Here is a 19718-nt window from a genome sequence, read left to right as displayed (position 1 = left end):
TTTTTATAATTCATCAATGATTTCCTGAAGCTGTGCCACAGATTTCTGCAGTACAAAAGGCAGATCAGTCATTGCAATTTCTTTTTCATAGTGAGCTGCAAGCTCATGGTTGGTAAGAAGCTTCTTCATCCCCTCATAAATTCCATCCTCTGAATTTGGAATAATGACACCCAATTTTCCTTCTTGGAGAAGATCTTTTATTCCTGAAACATCTGTAGAGACAATTGGTTTGTTCAAAATCAAAGCTTCCGCGATAATGGTAGGGAAACCTTCATGTCTTGAAGACATCACATAAAAATCAGCCCTTTTCAGATAAGGGTAAGGATTACTTCTGAAGCCTAGCATTTTTACAGTTTCCTGAAGACCCAATTGGTTAAGCTTGGTCTGAATATTCTCAAAATCAAAACCATCACCAATAATGATGATCTGGTGTTTCAGTCCCTCGTCGATCAGTTTTTTATGCACTTCCAGAAGCCTGTCGTAGCCTTTCTGCGGATAAACCGTCCCAATGGTGATAAAAGTAGGAAGACTACTGGAAAAAGGATAATCATCAATTGCCGTATTTGCCTTGTTGAGAGTATCATCTTTATCTATCGGGTTATAAATTTTAATAACCGCCTGCTTTTCCATATCAGTTTTTGCCACCTTCTGCATTTCCTCTTTCAGTTTATTGGAAATAACCAGTATCCTGTCAAAGCGGAAAAGCTGTCTGATCACATCCGGCGTATATTCTTTCAGATTAAAAATGTCGTTCTGTATCCAGATAATTTTTTTTGAATCCTTTTGAGGACTGGAAAGAAGTTCTCTGTACATTCCGTGAATAGCTGCTATTTCTACGTCGTACTTTTTATTTTTCAGAATAAACCGGTAAAGAAGAGTCGGAAACCAAAGAAATAGCTTCTGATAAAGCACTCTGAATGCTTTTACAGGGATTTCGTGAGGTCTGTTGGTGGTAATCATCTCACCCTTAAGAAGATATTGCAGATTGACCCATGACGGAACCTCCTTGATATACATTCCTGTATAAAGATTGATCAGCAGGTCTATTTCATACTTATCTTCAGGAAGGTTTTTGAGAAAGTTGATGAGAACTTTTTCTGCACCGCCATGCCGGAGAGAGCCTATACGAATAAGAACTTTCTTTTTTTGTGACATTTATTTTTTTACGGGTTTATAATTGTGAGGGAGATTTTTGATGAGGTATTTTTCTAAAGCAGATCGGTCAGCTTCCAGCTCTAAAGGGTAAACCGTGTTGTTGTCTAATAATTTTTCGCCATACTGCTCAATGGTACAGATAAATTTTGCAGGAGCTCCTGCATACACTGAATTATCAGGAATGGAACTGCTGACAACACTTAATGAACCTACAATACAATTGCTTCCGATAGAAACCCCGGGTAAAAGAATAGTGCCTTTTCCAATAAAAGTATTGTTGCCAATTTTTATTCTTCCGAAAGTTCTCCCGTTTTTATATTTCTCAATTCTTTTGGTTACCCGGCCATCTCCACCGTGATTGATGAAAGAAACACCTTCTGCAATCGTTACATTATCACCCATTTCTATAAGAAAACATTCTGAGCCAAAGTTTGGAATACCTTGAACATACAGATTGTCACCAACTTTCATTCCTCGATGAATGGCTACTTTTATAGCAGCATTTTTCACTAAGTCTTCATACAGGGAACGGATTTTCAATATGATTCTAAATAGGAGCATCATTATTGTGAATTTGTTTTTTATTTTTACAAAGAAAAAGAATTTCTATGATAAAAGTTTCCAAAATAGAATATTATTTGCCCGCCAAGGTTCTGACCAACGAGGATCTTGAGAAAGAATTTCCTGACTGGAGCTCTGATAGAATTCATGAAAAAATAGGGATCAGACAGCGCCATATTTCTTCAGACAACGAAACTGTTCTTGAGCTTGCTGTAAAATCTTCAGAAAAACTTTTCGCGAACTATGACAGGAATAAGGTCGATTTTATTCTCTTTTGTACCCAGAGTCCGGATTATTTTCTTCCCACTACCGCCTGTATTCTTCAGGATAGACTGGGCCTTAGAAGGAATATCGGAGCAATGGATTTTAATCTTGGGTGCTCCGGATTCATTTATGGACTGGCTTTTGCTAAAGGATTGGTAGCAGCCGGTATTGCGAAAAGTATTTTACTGATCACATCAGAAACCTATACAAAGCATATCAATCCAAAAGATAAAGCCAACCGAAGCATATTCGGGGACGCATCAGCTTCTGTAATTGTAGAGAAGGATGAAAATGCTAAGGATTATCAGTTCTGCCTGGGTACAGACGGGAGTGGTGCCGAAAATCTTATTGTAAAGAAAGGAGCTTTCAAAAAAGATTTTGAGCTTAATCCTGAAAATGATTTTGATCCGGAGAATCTTTACATGAACGGACCCGAAATTTTTAATTTTACCATCGAAAATATTCCGGGACTGGTAAAGGAAACTTTGGAAACAAATGGGCTGACGATGGAAGATATTGATCATTTTGTTTTCCATCAGGCCAATTCTTTTATGCTGAATTATTTAAGGAAGAAAACTAAAATACCGGCAGAAAAGTTTTATATCGATATGGAAAACACTGGAAATACTGTTTCGGCAACCATTCCAATTGCCCTGAAAGATATGATGGAAAAGGGAATGCTGAAAAAAGGAGACAGGGTATTGATGGCAGGTTTTGGAGTAGGATATTCCTGGGGAGCAACCGTGCTGGAAATTTGAAATAGAATATAATGTAGTAAAATAAAATATATGAAGACATCCGTTTTTTTAGAGAAATTGCAAGAAGAATTAGAAGAAAAGGAAACATTAACAATCGAAACAAACTTAAAACAGCTGGAAAGCTATGATTCCATCAGCCTGCTTTCTGTAATTGCATTTGTTGATGAGAGTTTCGATAAGAAAATTGATTCAAATTATTTTAAAGATATAGAAACTGTTTCTGATCTTATGAATATTATCGGTAAAGAAAACTTCGAAGATTAGTGAATCAGTTTTCTTTAAAAGACAAAATAATTCTTATTACAGGAGCTTCTTCCGGTATCGGGAGAAGCTGTTCTGTAGAATGTAGCAAGAGTGGAGCAGATCTTATCCTTATTGCCAGAAACGAAGAAGAGCTGCAGAAAACAGTATCTCTGCTGGCTCCGGATAGCAAAGCTGAAACCATTATTGCAGATATTACCAGAGCTGAAAATCTTGAAGAACTGATCGCTGAAAAAGTATCGGTTTTAGGTAAAATCTCAGGATTCATCCACTGTGCGGGGATAGAAAAAACACTTCCTCTGAAAAAACATACTCCCCAGCTTTATGCAGATATTTTTGCAGTCAATGCCATATCTGGTTTTGAAATTGCCAAAATTTTATCCCTCAAAAAATATAAAAGTGAAGTTGCCAGTTTTGTCTTCATTTCTTCAGTAGCAGGAATGGTGGGCGAAATAGGAAAATCAGCTTATTCAGCAAGTAAAGGTGCCGTGATCGCAGGCGCCCGGTCCATGGCTATGGAGCTTTCAAGAAGTGGAATAAGGGTGAACAGCATAAGCCCGGCTATGGTAAATACTCCGTTGCTCGAAAAAATGTTTGAAAACGTTGGTGAGGAAGCTGCAGAAGAGATCATTAAAAAACATCCGTTGGGAATAGGGCAGCCTGAAGATGTAGCCAACGCCTGTATTTTCCTGCTTTCGGATGCCTCAAAATGGATTACAGGCTCGAATCTTGTTGTGGACGGAGGATATTCCGCCCATTAATTTTTTTTGTAGAGATCTTCAAGAATTCCTTCCACTGCACTAAAGATTTTCTGATTGTCAAACTGGTCTTCTATGGTTTCCAGGTTTTTTCTGATCCTGGCAATAAGCTCCGGATCTGTAAGAAAAGTCTTCATGGCAGCATACATCTCATTCGTTTCATAATTGATGAGGTAACCGGTTTCTCGGTCTTTGATCATCACTCCTACATCTCCTGTATCGGTAGCAATAATAGGTTTCTGAAGGATTAAAGCTTCAGCGATTACCAGCGGCCAGGCTTCGGATTCGGAAGGCAGAATAAAATAGTCTGCATTTTTCACATAAGGATAGGGATTCATCTTATTACCACTCAAAATAAACGTATCCTGAACATTATTTATCCGGATCTGCTCGGTAAGGTTTTTCATTTCTTCACCGCTGCCTATAACGATAATATTATGATGGTAGCCTTCATCAATTAATCTTTTGTGGGCATCAATAAGTTTATGGTATCCTTTTCTGTCGTGAAGACGTCCTACGGAAACAAAAACAGGGCCCTGAGGAAGAGGTTCTATTTTTTCCTGTGCTTTTCTCTTGATTTCGTCAATAGGAATGGCATTGATCACTACACTTTCTTCAGGATACTTCAGTTCCGGATAATAGGTATGCATCAGATCTTTGATTTTCTGTGAACAGTAAATCATATGGTCAAACTGTGAGAAATTATCCAGAATATCAGGAACCAGCGGCTGTAATTTAGGTAGATTAATTTCAGAGTGAAACCATCCTAATTTCTTAGAGGCTTTGTTGCTGGAATTGATAACAGATGAAAATGCTGAATAAGTAGGAGCGATCTCTATATCGAATTTTTTGTTTCCTAAAAGACGGTCAGAGATTGTATGGCTTTTCAGTGCGCGGGAAAGTTTTAACCTTCTGCGAATCAATTGGATTTTTTGGATCAAAGGATTTTTGGATAAATCTTCTTTTCCGTCAGCAAAATATACCTTTTTAACATGTTTAGGGAATTCATCCCTTAGCTCACCCTGATTCAGATTCAGACATACGGTTATATCAAATTTTTCAGGACTGAGATTATTAAGAATACTGAGGATTACTTTTTCCACGCCGCCCATTTCCATGGAACGGTGTCTGAAAAGGACTTTTATTTTATGATTTTCTGCTGGCATTACCTGAAAAGTTTTTGTAAAGTAATAGAGATTTTTCTTTTTATCCTATATGGAACCGAATTCTGGTATTCCAATAGTTTGAAAATTTCCTGCTGTCCGGTATAGGTTTCCGGAATTTTCATTCCGTTTATGCTTTTAATATTCCTTCGTTTCATCGCATTGAAAACCACCTGGGCAAAATATTCGTAAGATTTTGCTTTATTCTCGTTTTGTGAAATTCCGCCTGTATGGGTTCTGTAAAGATAATTGGTGTCGTCGATAAAATAAACATCGCCTTTTTCATACATCTTTAAATAGAGATCCTGATCCTCAGAGATTTTCAGCGCAGCATTCATTTTCTCAGTCTGTTCATAAATATCTTTTCTGAACGTCACAAAATGAGCAATCTGAATAGGATAATTAAAAAAATACGGATCTTTATTCTGAACCTGCATGGCAGATTTAAACGGAGCGATAGGCTTCAGATCCTTATCACAGCTCATAAACCGCGAATAGGCCAATACTACGTTCTTTTTCTGCACGAATACATTTACTGCCTTTTCAATAGCATGAGGAAGAATAGCATCGTCAGGGTCTACAAAGCCGCAGATGTCTCCCGAAGCAAGATCAATAAGTTTACTTTTGGTAACTCCCACGCCGGAATTTTGTTCATTTTCGAAGAATTTAAACCGTTCGTCACCGGCAATGATGGCTTTTATCTGTGTCTTTTCTTCATCAGACGAGGCGTCATCCAGAATGATGGCTTCCCAATTTTTGTAGGTCTGGGCAAGTAATGAGCTGTAACAGTCTTTGAACAGCATAGCATTATTGTAATGGGCAATAAGTATTGAGAATTTCATCTGAATTTAAAGGGAATTGAATACTAAATCCTGCTTGTTAACAACCTGCGTATTGGCAGGAACATCTTTGAATATGGTACATCCTGCTCCGATAATGCAGTTGTCACCTATTGTAACACCTTTCAGTACTGTAACATTACTTCCCAGCCAGCAGTTGCTGCCTATTTTTATGGGAGCTTTAGTAAATTTAGAAGAATGGAGCTTGAAGGTAGGAGAAGTGTCATAGGTATGGTTATGATCATAAAGTCTGACATTTTCACCAAACAATGTATTTTCACCAATTGAAATATGTTCAAGGCAGTTGATTGAGCAGAAGTTATTCATAAAAAAATGGTCACCTATTTCTAAGTTGGCATCTTTCATCATCAGGATACAAGTGTAATTTCTGAATTCCACAGACTTTCCGATGCTCATGCTTTTTATATCCTTATCCAGGATAAAGCGTCCACCCACGCCCAATCTGATATTTTCAAAAAATACTTTAGGGTTTTTTTTCAGAATAGAAAGCTGCTGCCTTCTGTATATTTTTTCGAAAAAATTGTAGAACATACAGGAGTTTTTAATTTTTTTATTTCACTTGGGCCTCACAAATATAATCTGTTTTTACATAATTGAGAAAAAAATATTTATTTTTGCGGTATTAAATACAACACAGTGAGTGAAATAACAAGGGTTCTCAAGACATTTATAGGGTATTTGAAAAGACCCGATCTTTATCCGGAACTGGGCCGGAAAATAATTAAAAATACAGTCAACAGAGGCAATGCTTTCAAAGGAAAGGAAAAAACAAATTCCTGGGCTGCCGGAAAAGCTGTTTCCCAGGCAGAGGCTGTTTCAAAATTGTTTGGGTTTGATATAGATGCTTTTCGTAAAGATTATGCAGAAGTATTAAAAACTGCAGAACAAAAGGAAAAGGCATGTCCTGTAAAAATGGGTGGTCCCGGTGCTTTGGAGCTGATGTATTATGCATGTGAATTTTCCAATGCAAAGCATGTCGTGGAAACAGGTGTAGCATATGGATGGTCATCGCTGGCCTCACTTCTGTCTCTTACAAAAAGAGACGGAACACTGTATAGTTCGGATATGCCATACCTGGCACAGGATGGAGATCAATATGTAGGCTACGTGGTGCCGCAAAACCTTAAAAAAAATTGGAAATTATTCCGTTTTGCAGATAAAGAATCGCTGCCTAAGATTTTTGCTGAAAACTCAGTTTTTGATGTCCTTCATTACGATTCTGATAAGAGTTACAACGGGAGAATGTGGGCCTATGATGAGCTGTATAAGCATCTGAAAAAAGGAGGCGTTTTCATCAGTGACGATATTGGTGACAATTCTGCTTACCAGGATTTCTGTGAAAAAAACAGTATAGAAACAACGGTAGTGGAATATGAAGGGAAGTATATCGGGGTTTTTGTCAAATAGTTTTAGAGAAGATTAATTGTTCGGGATGTCCGGCCGTATTTTCATGACGGGCGGGAAAGTGTTTAAAGGTCTTCTAATATTTTTATCCCTAACTAATATTATTATAAAACTGTTGAACAGTTCTTGTGAATGAAGATAAGCCAGATTACCTTTACCAGATTCCTTGCAGCTATAGCTATAGTTATTTCTCATTTTAATAAAGATATGTTTGTTTATAAAACAGATTATATTTCAAATATCTTTTTAAAGGCGAATGTTGGGGTAAGCTACTTTTTTATTCTTTCTGGATTTATTATGATCGTAGCCTATCATAAAAAAGAAAAAATAGACTATATTGAATATTATAAAAACAGGTTTGCAAGGATCTATCCGTTATATGTAGTGGGACTGCTGCTCTACCTGGTCACCAGATATTCAAATTTCAGCATTATCAATGTTTTTTTATATCTGTTCGGGCTGCAGAGCTGGATTCCGGGTAAGGCAATGATCCTGAATTTTCCGGGATGGTCTATTTCTGTGGAATTTCTTTTTTATCTGATTTTCCCGGTGCTGTATAATTATTTTTACTCCAAAAAAAATAAAAGCATCTGGGTGGCAGGTATTGTGCTGTGGATTATTACTCAGGTATTCTCCCATCTCTATGAAGCTTCACCATCCTACAAAGGTCCACATACGGAAAGCCATGAATTTCTATATTATTTCCCGCTGATGCATGTAAGTGAATTTTTGGTGGGAAACCTTGCCGGATTATTCTTTGTGAATAATTTTAAGCAGAAAAATTATGATATTCCTGTAATTCTGGTCTTTGCATCTGTAATGCTTTCACTCATCTTTGTTCCTCTTTTTTATCATAACGGACTTATGGCAGTGCTTTTTATTCCGCTGATTCTTTTAATTTCCTGGAATAACGGGCTGGTGACAAAAATTTTGGCGTTAAAGCCATTGGAATATTTGGGTGAAGCGAGTTATGCGGTATATATTACCCATATCCCTATTCTGTATATCCTGAGGGAAATTCTGAAACGACAAAATTATAAATTTGATATTAACAGTGTGTTCTGGATTTATCTGGCTGTACTTATCATTACCTCGATGCTGTTCTATCAATTTATTGAAAAACCACTTAGAGATTATCTTAAAAAATTAAATCTCAGATAAAATCTTTATTTTTGCAGCAAAACAAACACAATGAAAAAAAATACGAATGTTCCCAAAGCATGTAGAGAATACAGACACACTAAAGATCCGGAAGCCTTTAAAAGAAATAATACGGAACTGGCAGCATTGAGAACTGGTACATTCATATTTTTAATAAAATAAAAGAATTCATGTACAAAACGTTTTCAGAACTGAAAAAAGGCCTCCGAAGAGATATCCCACATCTTAAAAAGATCAAGGTGGCATTACTGGGTGATACTGCTACACAGTTTCTCAATGTTGCTTTGAAAGGGACCGCTATGAACGAAGGCTTTGAACTTGAAATTTTTGAAGCTGATTTCGGTCAGATTTCACGGCAGATCTTAGATCCTACTTCGGAATATTATGAGTTCAACGCAGATTATACGATCATCTTTGAGTCTTCTCATAAATTATTGAACCAATATTATAAGTCCTACAATACACAGACTGCTTTTGCGGAAACCAAGATTTCTTATATTGAGGATCTTTACCGCACGATTCAGAACAGAACCAAAAGCAGGGTAATTTACTGTAATTTTCCGGCGATCAATAATCAGATCTTTGGTAACTTTTCCAATAAGGTAGAGTCATCCTTTGTTTTCCAGCTGAATAAACTCAATTACTTGCTTTCGGCGGAACTGGCGATCAAGAATGATAATTTTTTTATTGCAGATCTACTTTCGATCCAGAATAAGTGGGGAAGAGATTTTATGTTCTCTCCGAACATTTATGTGAACACAGAAATGGTACTTTCCCTGGATGCCCTTCCAATTGTTGCCCATCATATTAACAATATTATTTCCTCTCTTGAAGGAAAGTTTAAGAAATGTCTGATTCTGGATCTGGACAATACCACATGGGGCGGAATTATTGGTGATGACGGCCTGGAAAATATTCAGATAGGAAGTTTGGGGATAGGAAAAGCATTCACTGAGTTTCAGTACTGGATCAAAGCACTTCAGAGAAGAGGTGTAATCCTGGCTGTTTGCAGCAAGAATGATGAAGATAAAGCTAAAGAGCCTTTTGAAAAGCATCCCGATATGGTCCTTAAACTGGATGATATTGCTGTTTTTGTGGCTAATTGGGACAATAAAGCGGATAATATCAGGAAAATCCAAAGTATTCTTAATATCGGATTTGATTCCATGGTGTTTCTTGATGACAATCCGTTTGAAAGAAATATCGTACGCGAAAACCTTCCTGAAGTCTGCGTTCCCGAATTGCCTGAAGATCCGGCAGAATATCTGGAATATTTATACGGACTGAACCTTTTTGAAACATCCAGCTTCTCGGAGAATGATGCGGAACGGACCAAACAATACCAGGTTGAAGCACAGAGAGCAGTTGATCTGGACAGCTTTACCAATGTGAAAGATTTTCTGAAAAGCATGAATATGGTTTCAGATGTGAAATCTTTCAACAGCTTTTCAAAACCTAGAGTTTCACAGCTGACACAGCGTTCCAATCAGTTTAATTTAAGAACGGTGAGATACACGGAACAGGATATCGACAGCTTGATCAATTCCGGGAATCATTACACTATTTCCTTCACACTGGAAGATAAATATGGCGATAATGGATTGATCTGTGTAATTGTTTTGGAAAAGAAAGATCCGGAAACCCTTTTTATAGATACGTGGCTGATGAGCTGCCGTGTATTGAAGAGAGGAATGGAAGATTTTACGCTCAATACTATTGTGGAAACCGCAAGAAAACATGGATTTAAAAAGGTTGTGGGAGAATATCTTCCTACGGCAAAAAACCAGATGGTAAAAGATCATTATGAAAGATTAGGATTTACCGAGCATAATGGACAGTGGATTCTAAATGTCGACGAATATCAGTCAAAAGAAGTATATATTATTAATAAAAATTAAATAAAACATGGATAAGAACGAAATTTTGTCTAAGCTTACCAATGTCTTCCGTGACGAATTGGATAATGAAGATATTGTATTAAACGCAGAAACTACAGCCGAAGATGTTGAAGAATGGGATTCCCTTTCCCACATTCAGTTAATTGTTGCGGTGGAAAAAGCTTTTGGAATCCGTTTTACCTCTTCTGAAATTCAGGGATGGAATAATGTAGGTGAAATGGCTGATTCTATAGCTTCAAAACTATAATGAAATTTCATCATGTTGGAGTTGCCTGTAAAGATATACAGGCAGAACTCCAGAATATACGAACGCTCCATAAAATTATTGAAGAAACTCCTGTGGTTTTTGATGTCAATCAGCAAGCGGAGCTTTGCATGGTAACCGTGGAAGATGGTTTAAACATTGAGTTGGTTTCCGGAAAACCTGTAGAAAATCTTTTGAAAAAGAGAATTTCATATTACCATATCTGCTATGAAGTTGAAGATATTGAAAAAACAATAGAACATCTTACCCAAAACGGAGGCATGCTTATTTCTCCTCCTAAAGAAGCTATTCTTTTTAATAACCGGAAAGTGGCTTTCCTGATGCTTTCTTATGGAATTGTTGAACTTTTAAACAGTAACTAATGCAGTTTACATCATTAGTATTCATCCTTTTTTTCTCAGTTGTATTTGCTGTGTATTGGTGGGTTTTAGGTAAAAAGCTTAAAGCTCAGAATATATTTTTATTATTGGCCAGCTATGTATTTTATGCAAATTGGGACTGGAGGTTTTTAATACTTTTGATCATAAGCTCTGGGGTTAGTTATTATTTGGGATTAAAAATCTCTGAGAGTAAAACTCCTGGAAGAAAGAAATTTTTAGTTAATCTTGGGCTTCTTTTCTCCATTGGAACCCTGTTTTACTTTAAATATTTTAATTTTTTCATAGATTCTTTTGCACAGCTGTTCAATATTAAAAGTACACTTACTTTAACAATAATTCTTCCTTTGGGAATCAGTTTTTATACCTTTAGGATGATAAGCTATCTGCTTGATATCAAGAATAATAAATTGAAGGCAGAGACAGATGTGCTTGCATTTTTTAATTATATCGCTTTTTTTCCGAGTATGACTTCCGGACCTATTGATAAGGCCGGTTTGCTATTACCACAACTGAAGAAAGAAAGGGTTTTTACATTAGAAAACGGTTCAGATGCTGCCCGGCAGATTCTTTTGGGGGCATTTAAAAAATTAGTTGTTGCTAACAGTATCAGCCCCATTACTCAGGAAATATTTCAGAACTATGATCATCTTTCAGGCAGTACTGTTGCTTATGGAATGATTTTATTCCTTTTTGAGATGTATGCGGATTTTTCCGGATATTCTGATATGGCAATTGGCTTTGCCAAGCTTTTGGGATTCAAGATCACGAAAAACTTTGCCTTTCCGCTATTTGCACAGAATATTGCTGAATATTGGAGAAAATGGCATATTTCACTCACTTCCTGGTTAACGGAATATGTTTTTACTCCCTTGGTCATTCAGTTCAGAGATTATGAAAAGAAGGGACTGATTGCTGCTATTATTTTAAACTTTATATTAATCGGAGCCTGGCATGGACCAAGATTTACGTTTGTGCTATTTGGACTGCTGCACGGGCTTTATTATGTCCCATTGATTTTAAAAGATAAACTGAACAAGAAGAAAAAGTTTTCAAAGACTGTTCCTACCTTTCAGGAATTTGGAAATATTTTGCTGACGATGACGATGGTTTGTTTTGCCTTGGTCCTTTTCGTTGCCCCAACACTTAGTGATGCATTGGGAATGTACAGAAGAATTTTCAGTTTATCCGTTTTTTCAGTTCCAGAGTATATAAAAATTAAAATTTTAGGATTAATAGGAATTATAATATTGATGGACTGGCTTAATAAAGATAAAGAACACGGTCTTGAAATCAGCAGGTTTAAGCCTGTTACGAGAAGAGTTTTTTACGTATTTCTTATTTTCATGATTTTATATTTCGGTGTATTTGGTAATAGTAGTTTCATCTATGAACAGTTCTGATATGAAAAAGTTTTTATTTAAAATATCCTTTTATATTGTTGCAATTGTTGCCGTTCTATTGTTGCTGGGAAGTTATGCAGATGGTAATACGGATGATAATTACAGACATTTTACAGGTCCTAAACCTTCCAATATAATTATGGGAGATTCCCGCGGTTCCCAGGCTTTGGTACCGGATGTTCTGGACAGGAAATTTAAGGACAGGAAATTTGATAATTTTTCTCTCAATCTTACTGAGTCACCTTACGGCCAGATCTATCTTGAAGCGGTAAAGAAAAAGCTTCATCCTGATACAAAGGATGGCATCTTCATCCTGACTGTTAATCCCTGGAATGTATCTACAGGTAAAGATGTAAAAGATGCTAAAGAATATACTGAGAATACTTCCGCATTGGCAGATATGCATTTTTATGAAATGGCACCTAATTATGAGTATCTTTTAAAGCATTATCCTAAAAGCTGGTTTAATATCTACAAAGACAGGGAAGCAGGGGGAAGGTCCAATACCTATCTGCATAAAAATGGCTGGATGGAAGTAACGGTTGATATCAATCCTGCTGATTTAAGGAAACGAGAGGCCAGTAAAATAATCCAGTACAAAGAATTTGCAAGCACCCAAAAAATATCACAATACAGACTGGATGCCCTGCAAGACATCATTCAATACCTTGAGACTAAAGGAACCGTTTATATTGTAAGAATTCCCGGGTTTAAAGGAATTATGGAAATAGAAAACAAATATTCTCCGGATTTTAGCAAAAGAATAGAATCAATTGCTCAAAAAAAAGGAGTGAGATTCTTAGACTTTTCTATGCAATCCGATCAATATATCTTTACAGACGGAAATCATATGTACAAAGAATCCGGGAAAGTATTTACTGCCCAGATAGCCGATTCTATTCTTCTGGATAAGAAAAAAAATAACTGATATCCTATCCTGTTTTGAATAAAGACTGGAAGAGTGAAGATGGATGCCGGAAGTTACTGTAGGCTTCCTGCTTAAAACAGGTTTTTCCGGAAATTAATATTAAATAAGCCTGAACGGATACTTGGGTAATCTGTAACCAGATATTTAGCAATCATTCCCCATTTTTTGAAAGTCGGTGCAATGGCGATCTCAAAACTGCGAAGCATTCTATTGATGTGAATTTTTACATGTTGTGGAACGGTTTTCTCATTTTCAGCCCATTTATTTAATTCTCTCCAAAGCATAACACGCGTTTTGGCAGGATTTATTTTCCCTGAATCTACTTTAGTAATTCTGTTGTTCTCATGTACGCCTCTTAAGGCAATAGCTTTATCATTAATACCTGTATAAAGCTTAAGGTAATAAGCGAATCTTATCACGATCTCCGAGTCTTGGTGAAGTCGGAGAGAGGTTTCGAAAAATCTGTCCATTTTAGACAGTGAGGATTTCCTTAGAGTTAAAGTATCTAGATGAATAAGCCCGAAAGTTCCGCGTAAACTTATCAGTCCCTGATAAACATCTTCGGGATTGGTTTTTTTATATACGGTATCCAGTTTATCTTTATAAATAGGATAGTACTGTTCTCTGGCCTTTTCTGAATAATATTTTACCCCGATTGCCCCATACACACCTTCTACATCAGGATTTTTAAAAAGCTCTCTTTCCGCATCGAATCTGTTGGGCAAATAATAGTCATCCGCATCCAGAAAGGCGATAAAATCTCCTGTTGCTTTTTCCATTCCTAAATTTCTGGAAGCTCCCGCACCGTGATTTCCTTTGTCAGGATGCTGGAAAAGCTTAATTCTGTCATATTTTGCGGCGAGTTCCCGGCAAACATGAAGAGCATTATCCGGAGACTTGTCTTCAACTAAAACAACTTCATATACTTCTTCGAACTGAAGAGCTGATTCTACAGCCTGTGAGACATATGCTTCAGCATTATAAACGGGAATGATTACGGATATTTTCATTATTATCGGTTAAGATACGTAAAACGGTATTGTGTTTTTAATATTTGAGGGTTTTTGATTACCTCTAAAAAGATACAAAAATATTTATTTAATCCTGTTTTTAAGGATAAATCAAATGATTTATAAGTTAAATAAATCTTTCTTTTACAGTCTGAAGGCAACGGATTGGAATTTGCCCATTCATGTAATGATTTCCATAAAAGAAACTGTCTCTGGTTATATTGCGGTGAATATCTTATAATTTTTGTAATCCTGTTATGATCATGGACCCCTCTTATGGCAATAGCTTTATCTATAATCCCGGATTTTAAATAACCGTGATAGGCCAGTTTGATGATAAAATCGGAATCCTGATGTACACGAAGATTTTCGTTGAAGCGCAGATTGTTCTTCACCAGCACTGATTTTCTGAGGGTAAGTGTATTCAGATGGAAGAATGTTCCAAAGACTTGAGAAGTCAGCCCTAATAATCCCTTCAAAACAGTTTCACCTTCCGCAGGAAAATTAACGGTGGTCAATGAGACATCTTTAAACTTATCCTGAAACTCTTTTCTGCCTTTTTCAGATAAATATTCTACGCCGATAGCTCCGAAAACGCCTTCGGTTTTTGGTTCTTTAAAAGCTTCTTTTTCCACATCAAAACGAGTGGGAAGATAATAATCATCAGCATCTAGAAAAGATATGAACTCACAGCCGGCTTTTTCAAGGCCTAAATTTCTTGTGGCTCCAGCTCCATGATTTCCTTTGTCCGGATGTTGATATAATTGAATCCTTGAATCTTTTAAGATCAGTTTTTGGCAGACTTCTAATGAATTGTCGGTGGATTTATCCTCAACCAATACAATTTCTTTTACTTCTTCAAACTGTAAAGCAGAATCTACCGCTTTCCCCAAAAACTCGGATGCATTGTAAACAGGTATAATTACAGAGATATTCATGCCTTGCTGTATATGGCTTTTAATTTTTCACTGACCATAAGGGGATCGTGATTCTTTTTGATTCTTTCCAGAGAATTGGCTGATTTTTCAGGCAGCTGTTCCGGGTTGGTAAAAATACTCTCCAAAATATTTTCAAGCTGTACTTTCAAGGTTCTTTTTAGTTCTTCACGCTGTTCATCCGTAAAGTAAAGGGCTTGTTTCAAACGGTTTTGAGGAAGATGAATAAGCCAGCCGCAGTCTTCATTATTGATTTCCGGCAAGGCACGTATATCTGTCGTAATCACAGGAACGCCGGCTGCCTGCATCTCCAGAACAGAAAACCCATAGGTATCCGACCAGGTGGGCAAAAGACCAATATGAGACTGCTTAATCAGTTCCAGCACTTTTTCATTAGGGATATTTTCAAAAATTTCAATCCAGTCTTCTTTTTTCAACATTTCTTTAGTTTCCAGCGCTTCTTTTTCAGTTACCTTGGTTACATAATTGTCTGTTTTAAATGACGAAACAATACTAAGCCTGAAATTGTATTTCTGTCTTAATTTTTTTAAAACCTCTATCATTTCAGGGCCTCCCTTCAGGTGAAACTGTGTTCCTACGAAAATAAGATTAAAGATTTCCGTGTTTTGGTAAATCTCCTGTGAATTTCTCGGAATAATTTCCTGAGAAGGGTGGATTACTGAAAGCTTTGATTTTATGATTTCCTGAAATTCAGGGTAATTTTTTAGAAGCTCCAGCTGAATATTGGCAGCTGCATTTGAAATTGAGATAATTCCCAGGCAGTTCCTTTTGCCAATCTGTTTGAGGGCATTTTCTGTTTTCTCATTGCGAATGTGCTGAGGTTCGCTTTTCTGATGATCATTTTTGGTTTCAGGAAAACGTGGTACCAGGGTTTCAAAAGAAGTCACCCATTTCTGGGAAGAATAATTGATGTCGTTATAAAGGTGAAGAATATCAATTTTAGGTTTCTGATAAAAGAAATACCTTCCTTCAATATCCGTCTTTTTTCTTAATAAGATTTTTTTTACGGTAGACAGTGAATGAAAAAGATTGTTGTTCTTTCTTAAAAAAACATATTCACATCCAGAAACTTTATTTAAAATATTTCTTTTAATGGGATAGTCATTTTGTGTCAGTCCTATTTTCATTACTGTAAATGATTTTTATTGTTCTGAAACCAAAGCGCAAGAATCAACAGGTTCCAATGTTGATGATGTCTGTTAAGCTTTTTTTGCACTTCGTTAAAATCTAAAAAATTAAAGATATAGCTGTCCTTATTTTCAAGAAGTTCTTTACTTAGATCCTGAAGTTCAGTTTCTTTGAACCATTCTTTTACAGAAGCTCCAAAGCCGTTTTTTTTACGGACTGCAATTTCTTCTGTCCAGGCTTTGGAATAAGCCTTTCTCAATATAATTTTATCTTCTGTAGAATTAACTTTGTATTGCCATGGCATTTGAATACAGAATTCCGCAAAATCAATATCAAGAAAAGGGATCCTTACCTCTACAGAATTATACATGGAAGTTCTGTCGCCTTTCAATAGCATATTGGCCGGAACATACTTCTCCAGATCGAGTCGCATCAGATCATTAAAATCTGTATTAGTAGGCTTAAAGCTGAATTCCTGTCCTGGAATTTCCTCGGTAATTCCCAGTTGTCTGATTTCAGAAATGGTAAAGTAATTCCGGACCTTATTCTGATGGTAATCTATAGTGTCGCGATATTCTGCCCTTATGCGTCTTTCGGAACCCATATCCCTGAATTTACCGGCTAAAAGAATCATCTTTGAAAGATAGTCCGGGTAAAAGCCTTTTTGGGAAAGGTTGATGTTGTATTTATAAAAAGTATAGCCTCCAAAAAGCTCGTCGCCTACATCACCGGAAAGGATCACCTTAAGATCTTTAGCTGCTTCTTTGAAAATGAGATGGGTAGGGAGTAGGGAAGAGTCCATTAGCGGCTCATCCATATAGGAGTAAACTTCCTGTAAAGTTTCGGAAATCTTCTGTTTTTTATCTAAAAGAATATGATGATCGGTTTTATATTTATCTGCAATAGCCTGTGCATAAGGCATCTCGTTAAGATCTCCACTTTCGTAACCGTACACCAATGTTTTTATATTTTCTTTATATTTTGAGGCAACGGCAACAATGGTACTGGAATCCAAACCTCCTGAAAGGAAAGAACCTACGGGAACATCAGCTACCATCTGTTTTTTTATAGCATTATCTAAAAGATATTTAAATTTTTCAATACTCTCATCCATACTCAGTTTGGAAGTTTCGGTAGGAATGGTCCAGTAAGGTTTTATATCTATTTTTCCTTCTTTATAGACCAGAGTATGAGCAGGTTTGAGGTTGAAAATATTCTTGTAAATGGTTTTATGAGGATGAATGTAACCGTTTTTTAAATAATAGGCGATCTGTGCTTTATCAATCTCAGGTTTTATTAATCCTGATGCAAGAATGGCTTTAATTTCGGAAGCGAAAATGAACTCACCGTTTTTTCCGACAGCATAATAAAATGGCTTCTCTCCGAAACGGTCTCTTGCGCAGAACAATTCCTGTTTTTCTTCATCCCAGATTGCAAAAGCAAACATTCCCGGAAGATCATGGATCAGATTTTTCTCTTTTTTCTGATACATGGCAAGCACCACTTCGGTATCTGAACTTCCGTGATAAGAATAATCGGAATACTGATCTTTTATGGCCTGATAACCATAAATTTCGCCATTCAGCACGATACATTCTTTTTTTGTACTGGAAAACATGGGTTGTTTTCCGTTTTCAGACAGATCTATAATCGAAAGTCGGCGATGGCCTAAAGCCGCATTATCATAAAATTCATGGTGTGAAGAATCCGGACCACGATATGCGATGGCATCTGTCATCCTTTGAATTTCACTTTGATAGTTTCTGGCATTATGGGTTATGATTCCGGCTATTCCACACATTTGTTTTACTTTTTTTGATATTGAGAGGGAAGATATAAGGTAAATCTACCTGCTTTTATCACTTTATACTGTTCAGGATGATTTACGAATTTTAAAGGTACGAATTCTTTCGGGCTGAAAGGATAGTCGTTACTTTCAAGATAAATATAATCGTCCGGGGTTTTCCCCACTTTTTTAATGATATAATGCATATAATCTTTTAATGGGAAGTAATAGAAGATAGGAGGATGAGCATCAAGAATATACAGATATCCTATCAGGTGATTGCTGGAATAAATTACGTTGGACTGATTCTGCAGGTAAGGACGCAAATCTTCAAGGTCTTTTTTCCTTTGTTTATCCAGATACAGATCGTAGCCGTTCACTTTTACCTTTTCTGTCTGCTCCGTAAATATGAAATCTTTCCAGCCTTTTGTTTTAAGAGTATCCGGAAAACGATAGATCATAAAAGAAACTGCAAGAAGGTAGCCTGAAATCCAAAGTATATTTTTGTACAGTCTTATCAGGCATATGAATATAAGGACGAAATAATAATATTTGTAAGCAGGAAGCCGCAAATGAAACCAGGTTTGGGAACCAAATGCCAGACAATAAGGAATGATCAGAATTAGCAGAACCAGGTATTTGTTTTCTCTGGATTCTGTTTTGCTGGTCCAGAACCTTACAACAAGGAGGTGGGTGAACACAATAAAAGCAAAAATATAATACTCGCTTGAGCATATAAATAATCCTAAAGTAATGATCCCTATAACTGCTAAAACTTTATCCAGAATTTTAACGGAATTCTCCGAAAATCTGGATTTCCATAATAAGAAATAAGCTATTGCAGCAGGTAATACTGCATTCAGGAAAAGATAAATGCACCAGAATACCATGAAGGTTTTAGAGTGCTGCTTTTTATGAAAGCCAAGATAGTCTTTAAGGAATCTGAACTGATAAATAAAATTATCCAGAGTATCGAGAAAAGTGAAATATACAATGATTCCGGTAATAAAACCTGCCAGGAACCAGATGGTATTAGCTTTCCAGCGCTTCAGGTCACACAGAATGATAAAAACAAATATAGGGGCTATAACAATGCTGTGAGAATTCCCGTTGAACAAAACAAAGGATAGAACAAATCCGGCTAAAACCTGAATAACCTGTTTTTGGGTCATCAATGAGATCAATATCAGTGAAACGCCGGTATTGACCAATATGGTATTGCCAATATACTGATGAATAATAAGGTTACTGATAGCCCAGCTTTCAAATCCGAGAAAAATACCTAAAAGGCTTACTATAAAAATGTTGCCTTTTAAATTAAGGTATCTGAAGACGGAGAAGCAAAGCAAAAAATTGCTCAGCACCAACGTGGTTATAGAGATAATCCTGAAATGGTAAATATTCGGGGTATAGAGAAATTTAAATATTCTGAAAAAATTGGTTCTGTCAAAACTTAGGCTCTCTCCTTTATTTTTATAATATGACAAATAATAAGCTTCATCATTAAAAATAAATCCCTTGTCAAGATTGGCATAGGTAAGATATGCCAATAATACGGCCCCAGCCGCAAATACAAAATAAATAAGTATCTGAAGGGGATTGGGAAGTGATTTATTCATACC

Annotated in this window: 21 protein-coding genes; 11 read left to right on the top strand and 10 right to left on the bottom strand. The window is 36.5% G+C overall.

Annotated elements, in window-relative coordinates:
- Nucleotides 1-3: 3 nt before the first annotated feature.
- Nucleotides 4-1155, bottom strand: coding sequence for a glycosyltransferase (locus tag V6R96_RS01610; RefSeq protein ID WP_336377804.1), 1152 nt, complete (start codon nucleotides 1153-1155; stop codon nucleotides 4-6).
- The gene (locus V6R96_RS01605; protein WP_223558133.1) at nucleotides 1156-1719 is read right to left on the bottom strand and encodes a DapH/DapD/GlmU-related protein; all 564 of its coding nucleotides are present in this window, start codon (nucleotides 1717-1719) and stop codon (nucleotides 1156-1158) included.
- A 44-nt stretch (nucleotides 1720-1763) separates the two neighbouring features.
- Here V6R96_RS01605 and V6R96_RS01600 point away from each other — a divergent pair, with 44 nt between their 5' ends.
- From V6R96_RS01600 to V6R96_RS01590, 3 genes are read left to right on the top strand one after another with little or no spacing between them, the layout of a single operon-like run.
- A complete protein-coding gene (locus tag V6R96_RS01600; protein ID WP_336377803.1) occupies nucleotides 1764-2738 on the top strand; it encodes a ketoacyl-ACP synthase III in 975 nt (324 codons plus the stop codon).
- Between the two features lie 30 nt (nucleotides 2739-2768).
- Nucleotides 2769-3002, top strand: coding sequence for a hypothetical protein (locus V6R96_RS01595; protein WP_111958916.1), 234 nt, complete (start codon nucleotides 2769-2771; stop codon nucleotides 3000-3002).
- Nucleotides 3002-3760, top strand: coding sequence for an SDR family oxidoreductase (locus tag V6R96_RS01590; protein ID WP_336377802.1), 759 nt, complete (start codon nucleotides 3002-3004; stop codon nucleotides 3758-3760). Before V6R96_RS01595 ends, V6R96_RS01590 begins: the two co-directional genes overlap by 1 nt.
- Here V6R96_RS01590 and V6R96_RS01585 read toward each other — a convergent pair.
- From V6R96_RS01585 to V6R96_RS01575, 3 genes are read right to left on the bottom strand one after another with little or no spacing between them, the layout of a single operon-like run.
- Nucleotides 3757-4923, bottom strand: a complete 1167-nt coding sequence (locus tag V6R96_RS01585) for a glycosyltransferase (protein WP_336377801.1) — start codon at nucleotides 4921-4923, stop codon at nucleotides 3757-3759. The genes V6R96_RS01590 and V6R96_RS01585 overlap by 4 nt on opposite strands.
- Nucleotides 4923-5762: a glycosyltransferase gene (locus tag V6R96_RS01580; protein WP_336377800.1), complete on the bottom strand. Its 840-nt coding sequence runs from the start codon at nucleotides 5760-5762 to the stop codon at nucleotides 4923-4925. The genes V6R96_RS01585 and V6R96_RS01580 overlap by 1 nt, the downstream gene beginning before the upstream one ends.
- A 6-nt stretch (nucleotides 5763-5768) precedes the next feature.
- The gene (locus V6R96_RS01575; protein ID WP_223558138.1) at nucleotides 5769-6311 is read right to left on the bottom strand and encodes an acyltransferase; all 543 of its coding nucleotides are present in this window, start codon (nucleotides 6309-6311) and stop codon (nucleotides 5769-5771) included.
- A gap of 105 nt (nucleotides 6312-6416) precedes the next feature.
- Here V6R96_RS01575 and V6R96_RS01570 point away from each other — a divergent pair, with 105 nt between their 5' ends.
- From V6R96_RS01570 to V6R96_RS01535, 8 genes are all read left to right on the top strand, one after another.
- On the top strand, nucleotides 6417-7187 hold the full coding sequence (locus V6R96_RS01570; protein WP_111958926.1) for a class I SAM-dependent methyltransferase: 771 nt from the start codon (nucleotides 6417-6419) through the stop codon (nucleotides 7185-7187).
- Between the two features lie 129 nt (nucleotides 7188-7316).
- Complete coding sequence (locus V6R96_RS01565; RefSeq protein ID WP_111958928.1) at nucleotides 7317-8345, top strand: acyltransferase; 1029 nt, start codon at nucleotides 7317-7319, stop codon at nucleotides 8343-8345.
- 30 nt (nucleotides 8346-8375) lie between these two features.
- Nucleotides 8376-8507, top strand: coding sequence for a hypothetical protein (locus V6R96_RS01560; RefSeq protein WP_262510837.1), 132 nt, complete (start codon nucleotides 8376-8378; stop codon nucleotides 8505-8507).
- Between the two features lie 8 nt (nucleotides 8508-8515).
- Nucleotides 8516-10243 carry an HAD-IIIC family phosphatase gene (locus tag V6R96_RS01555; RefSeq protein WP_336377799.1) on the top strand — a complete coding sequence of 576 codons (1728 nt, stop codon included), beginning with the start codon at nucleotides 8516-8518 and terminating at the stop codon, nucleotides 10241-10243.
- Between the two features lie 7 nt (nucleotides 10244-10250).
- Complete coding sequence (locus tag V6R96_RS01550) at nucleotides 10251-10490, top strand: acyl carrier protein (protein WP_111958932.1); 240 nt, start codon at nucleotides 10251-10253, stop codon at nucleotides 10488-10490.
- The gene (locus tag V6R96_RS01545; RefSeq protein ID WP_111958934.1) at nucleotides 10490-10870 is read left to right on the top strand and encodes a VOC family protein; all 381 of its coding nucleotides are present in this window, start codon (nucleotides 10490-10492) and stop codon (nucleotides 10868-10870) included. The genes V6R96_RS01550 and V6R96_RS01545 overlap by 1 nt, the downstream gene beginning before the upstream one ends.
- Entirely contained in the window at nucleotides 10870-12288 is a 1419-nt protein-coding gene (locus tag V6R96_RS01540; protein ID WP_336377798.1) for an MBOAT family O-acyltransferase, read from the top strand. Before V6R96_RS01545 ends, V6R96_RS01540 begins: the two co-directional genes overlap by 1 nt.
- A gap of 1 nt (nucleotide 12289) precedes the next feature.
- Nucleotides 12290-13216 carry a hypothetical protein gene (locus V6R96_RS01535; protein ID WP_336377797.1) on the top strand — a complete coding sequence of 309 codons (927 nt, stop codon included), beginning with the start codon at nucleotides 12290-12292 and terminating at the stop codon, nucleotides 13214-13216.
- Nucleotides 13217-13287: 71 nt separating this feature from the next.
- Here V6R96_RS01535 and V6R96_RS01530 read toward each other — a convergent pair whose 3' ends face one another.
- The 5 genes from V6R96_RS01530 to V6R96_RS01510 are packed head-to-tail and all read right to left on the bottom strand — an operon-like array spanning nucleotide 13288 to nucleotide 19715.
- Nucleotides 13288-14226 carry a glycosyltransferase family 2 protein gene (locus V6R96_RS01530; RefSeq protein WP_336377796.1) on the bottom strand — a complete coding sequence of 313 codons (939 nt, stop codon included), beginning with the start codon at nucleotides 14224-14226 and terminating at the stop codon, nucleotides 13288-13290.
- Between the two features lie 2 nt (nucleotides 14227-14228).
- Complete coding sequence (locus tag V6R96_RS01525) at nucleotides 14229-15164, bottom strand: glycosyltransferase family 2 protein (protein ID WP_336377795.1); 936 nt, start codon at nucleotides 15162-15164, stop codon at nucleotides 14229-14231.
- A complete protein-coding gene (locus V6R96_RS01520; protein ID WP_336377794.1) occupies nucleotides 15161-16309 on the bottom strand; it encodes a glycosyltransferase family 4 protein in 1149 nt (382 codons plus the stop codon). Before V6R96_RS01520 ends, V6R96_RS01525 begins: the two co-directional genes overlap by 4 nt.
- Entirely contained in the window at nucleotides 16309-18111 is a 1803-nt protein-coding gene (asnB, locus tag V6R96_RS01515) for an asparagine synthase (glutamine-hydrolyzing) (protein ID WP_336377793.1), read from the bottom strand. The genes V6R96_RS01520 and asnB overlap by 1 nt, the downstream gene beginning before the upstream one ends.
- 5 nt (nucleotides 18112-18116) lie before the next feature.
- Nucleotides 18117-19715 (bottom strand): hypothetical protein, encoded by a 1599-nt coding sequence (locus V6R96_RS01510; RefSeq protein WP_336377792.1) that lies wholly within the window; start codon nucleotides 19713-19715, stop codon nucleotides 18117-18119.
- Nucleotides 19716-19718: the final 3 nt, after the last annotated feature.

Origin of the sequence: Chryseobacterium sp. CCNWLW53, assembly GCF_037083525.1 — a bacterium.
Taxonomy (GTDB): Bacteria; Bacteroidota; Bacteroidia; order Flavobacteriales; family Weeksellaceae; genus Chryseobacterium; species Chryseobacterium lathyri.
Note: the sequence above shows the minus strand (reverse complement) of the source record. Positions and strands in the feature narration are given on the sequence as shown.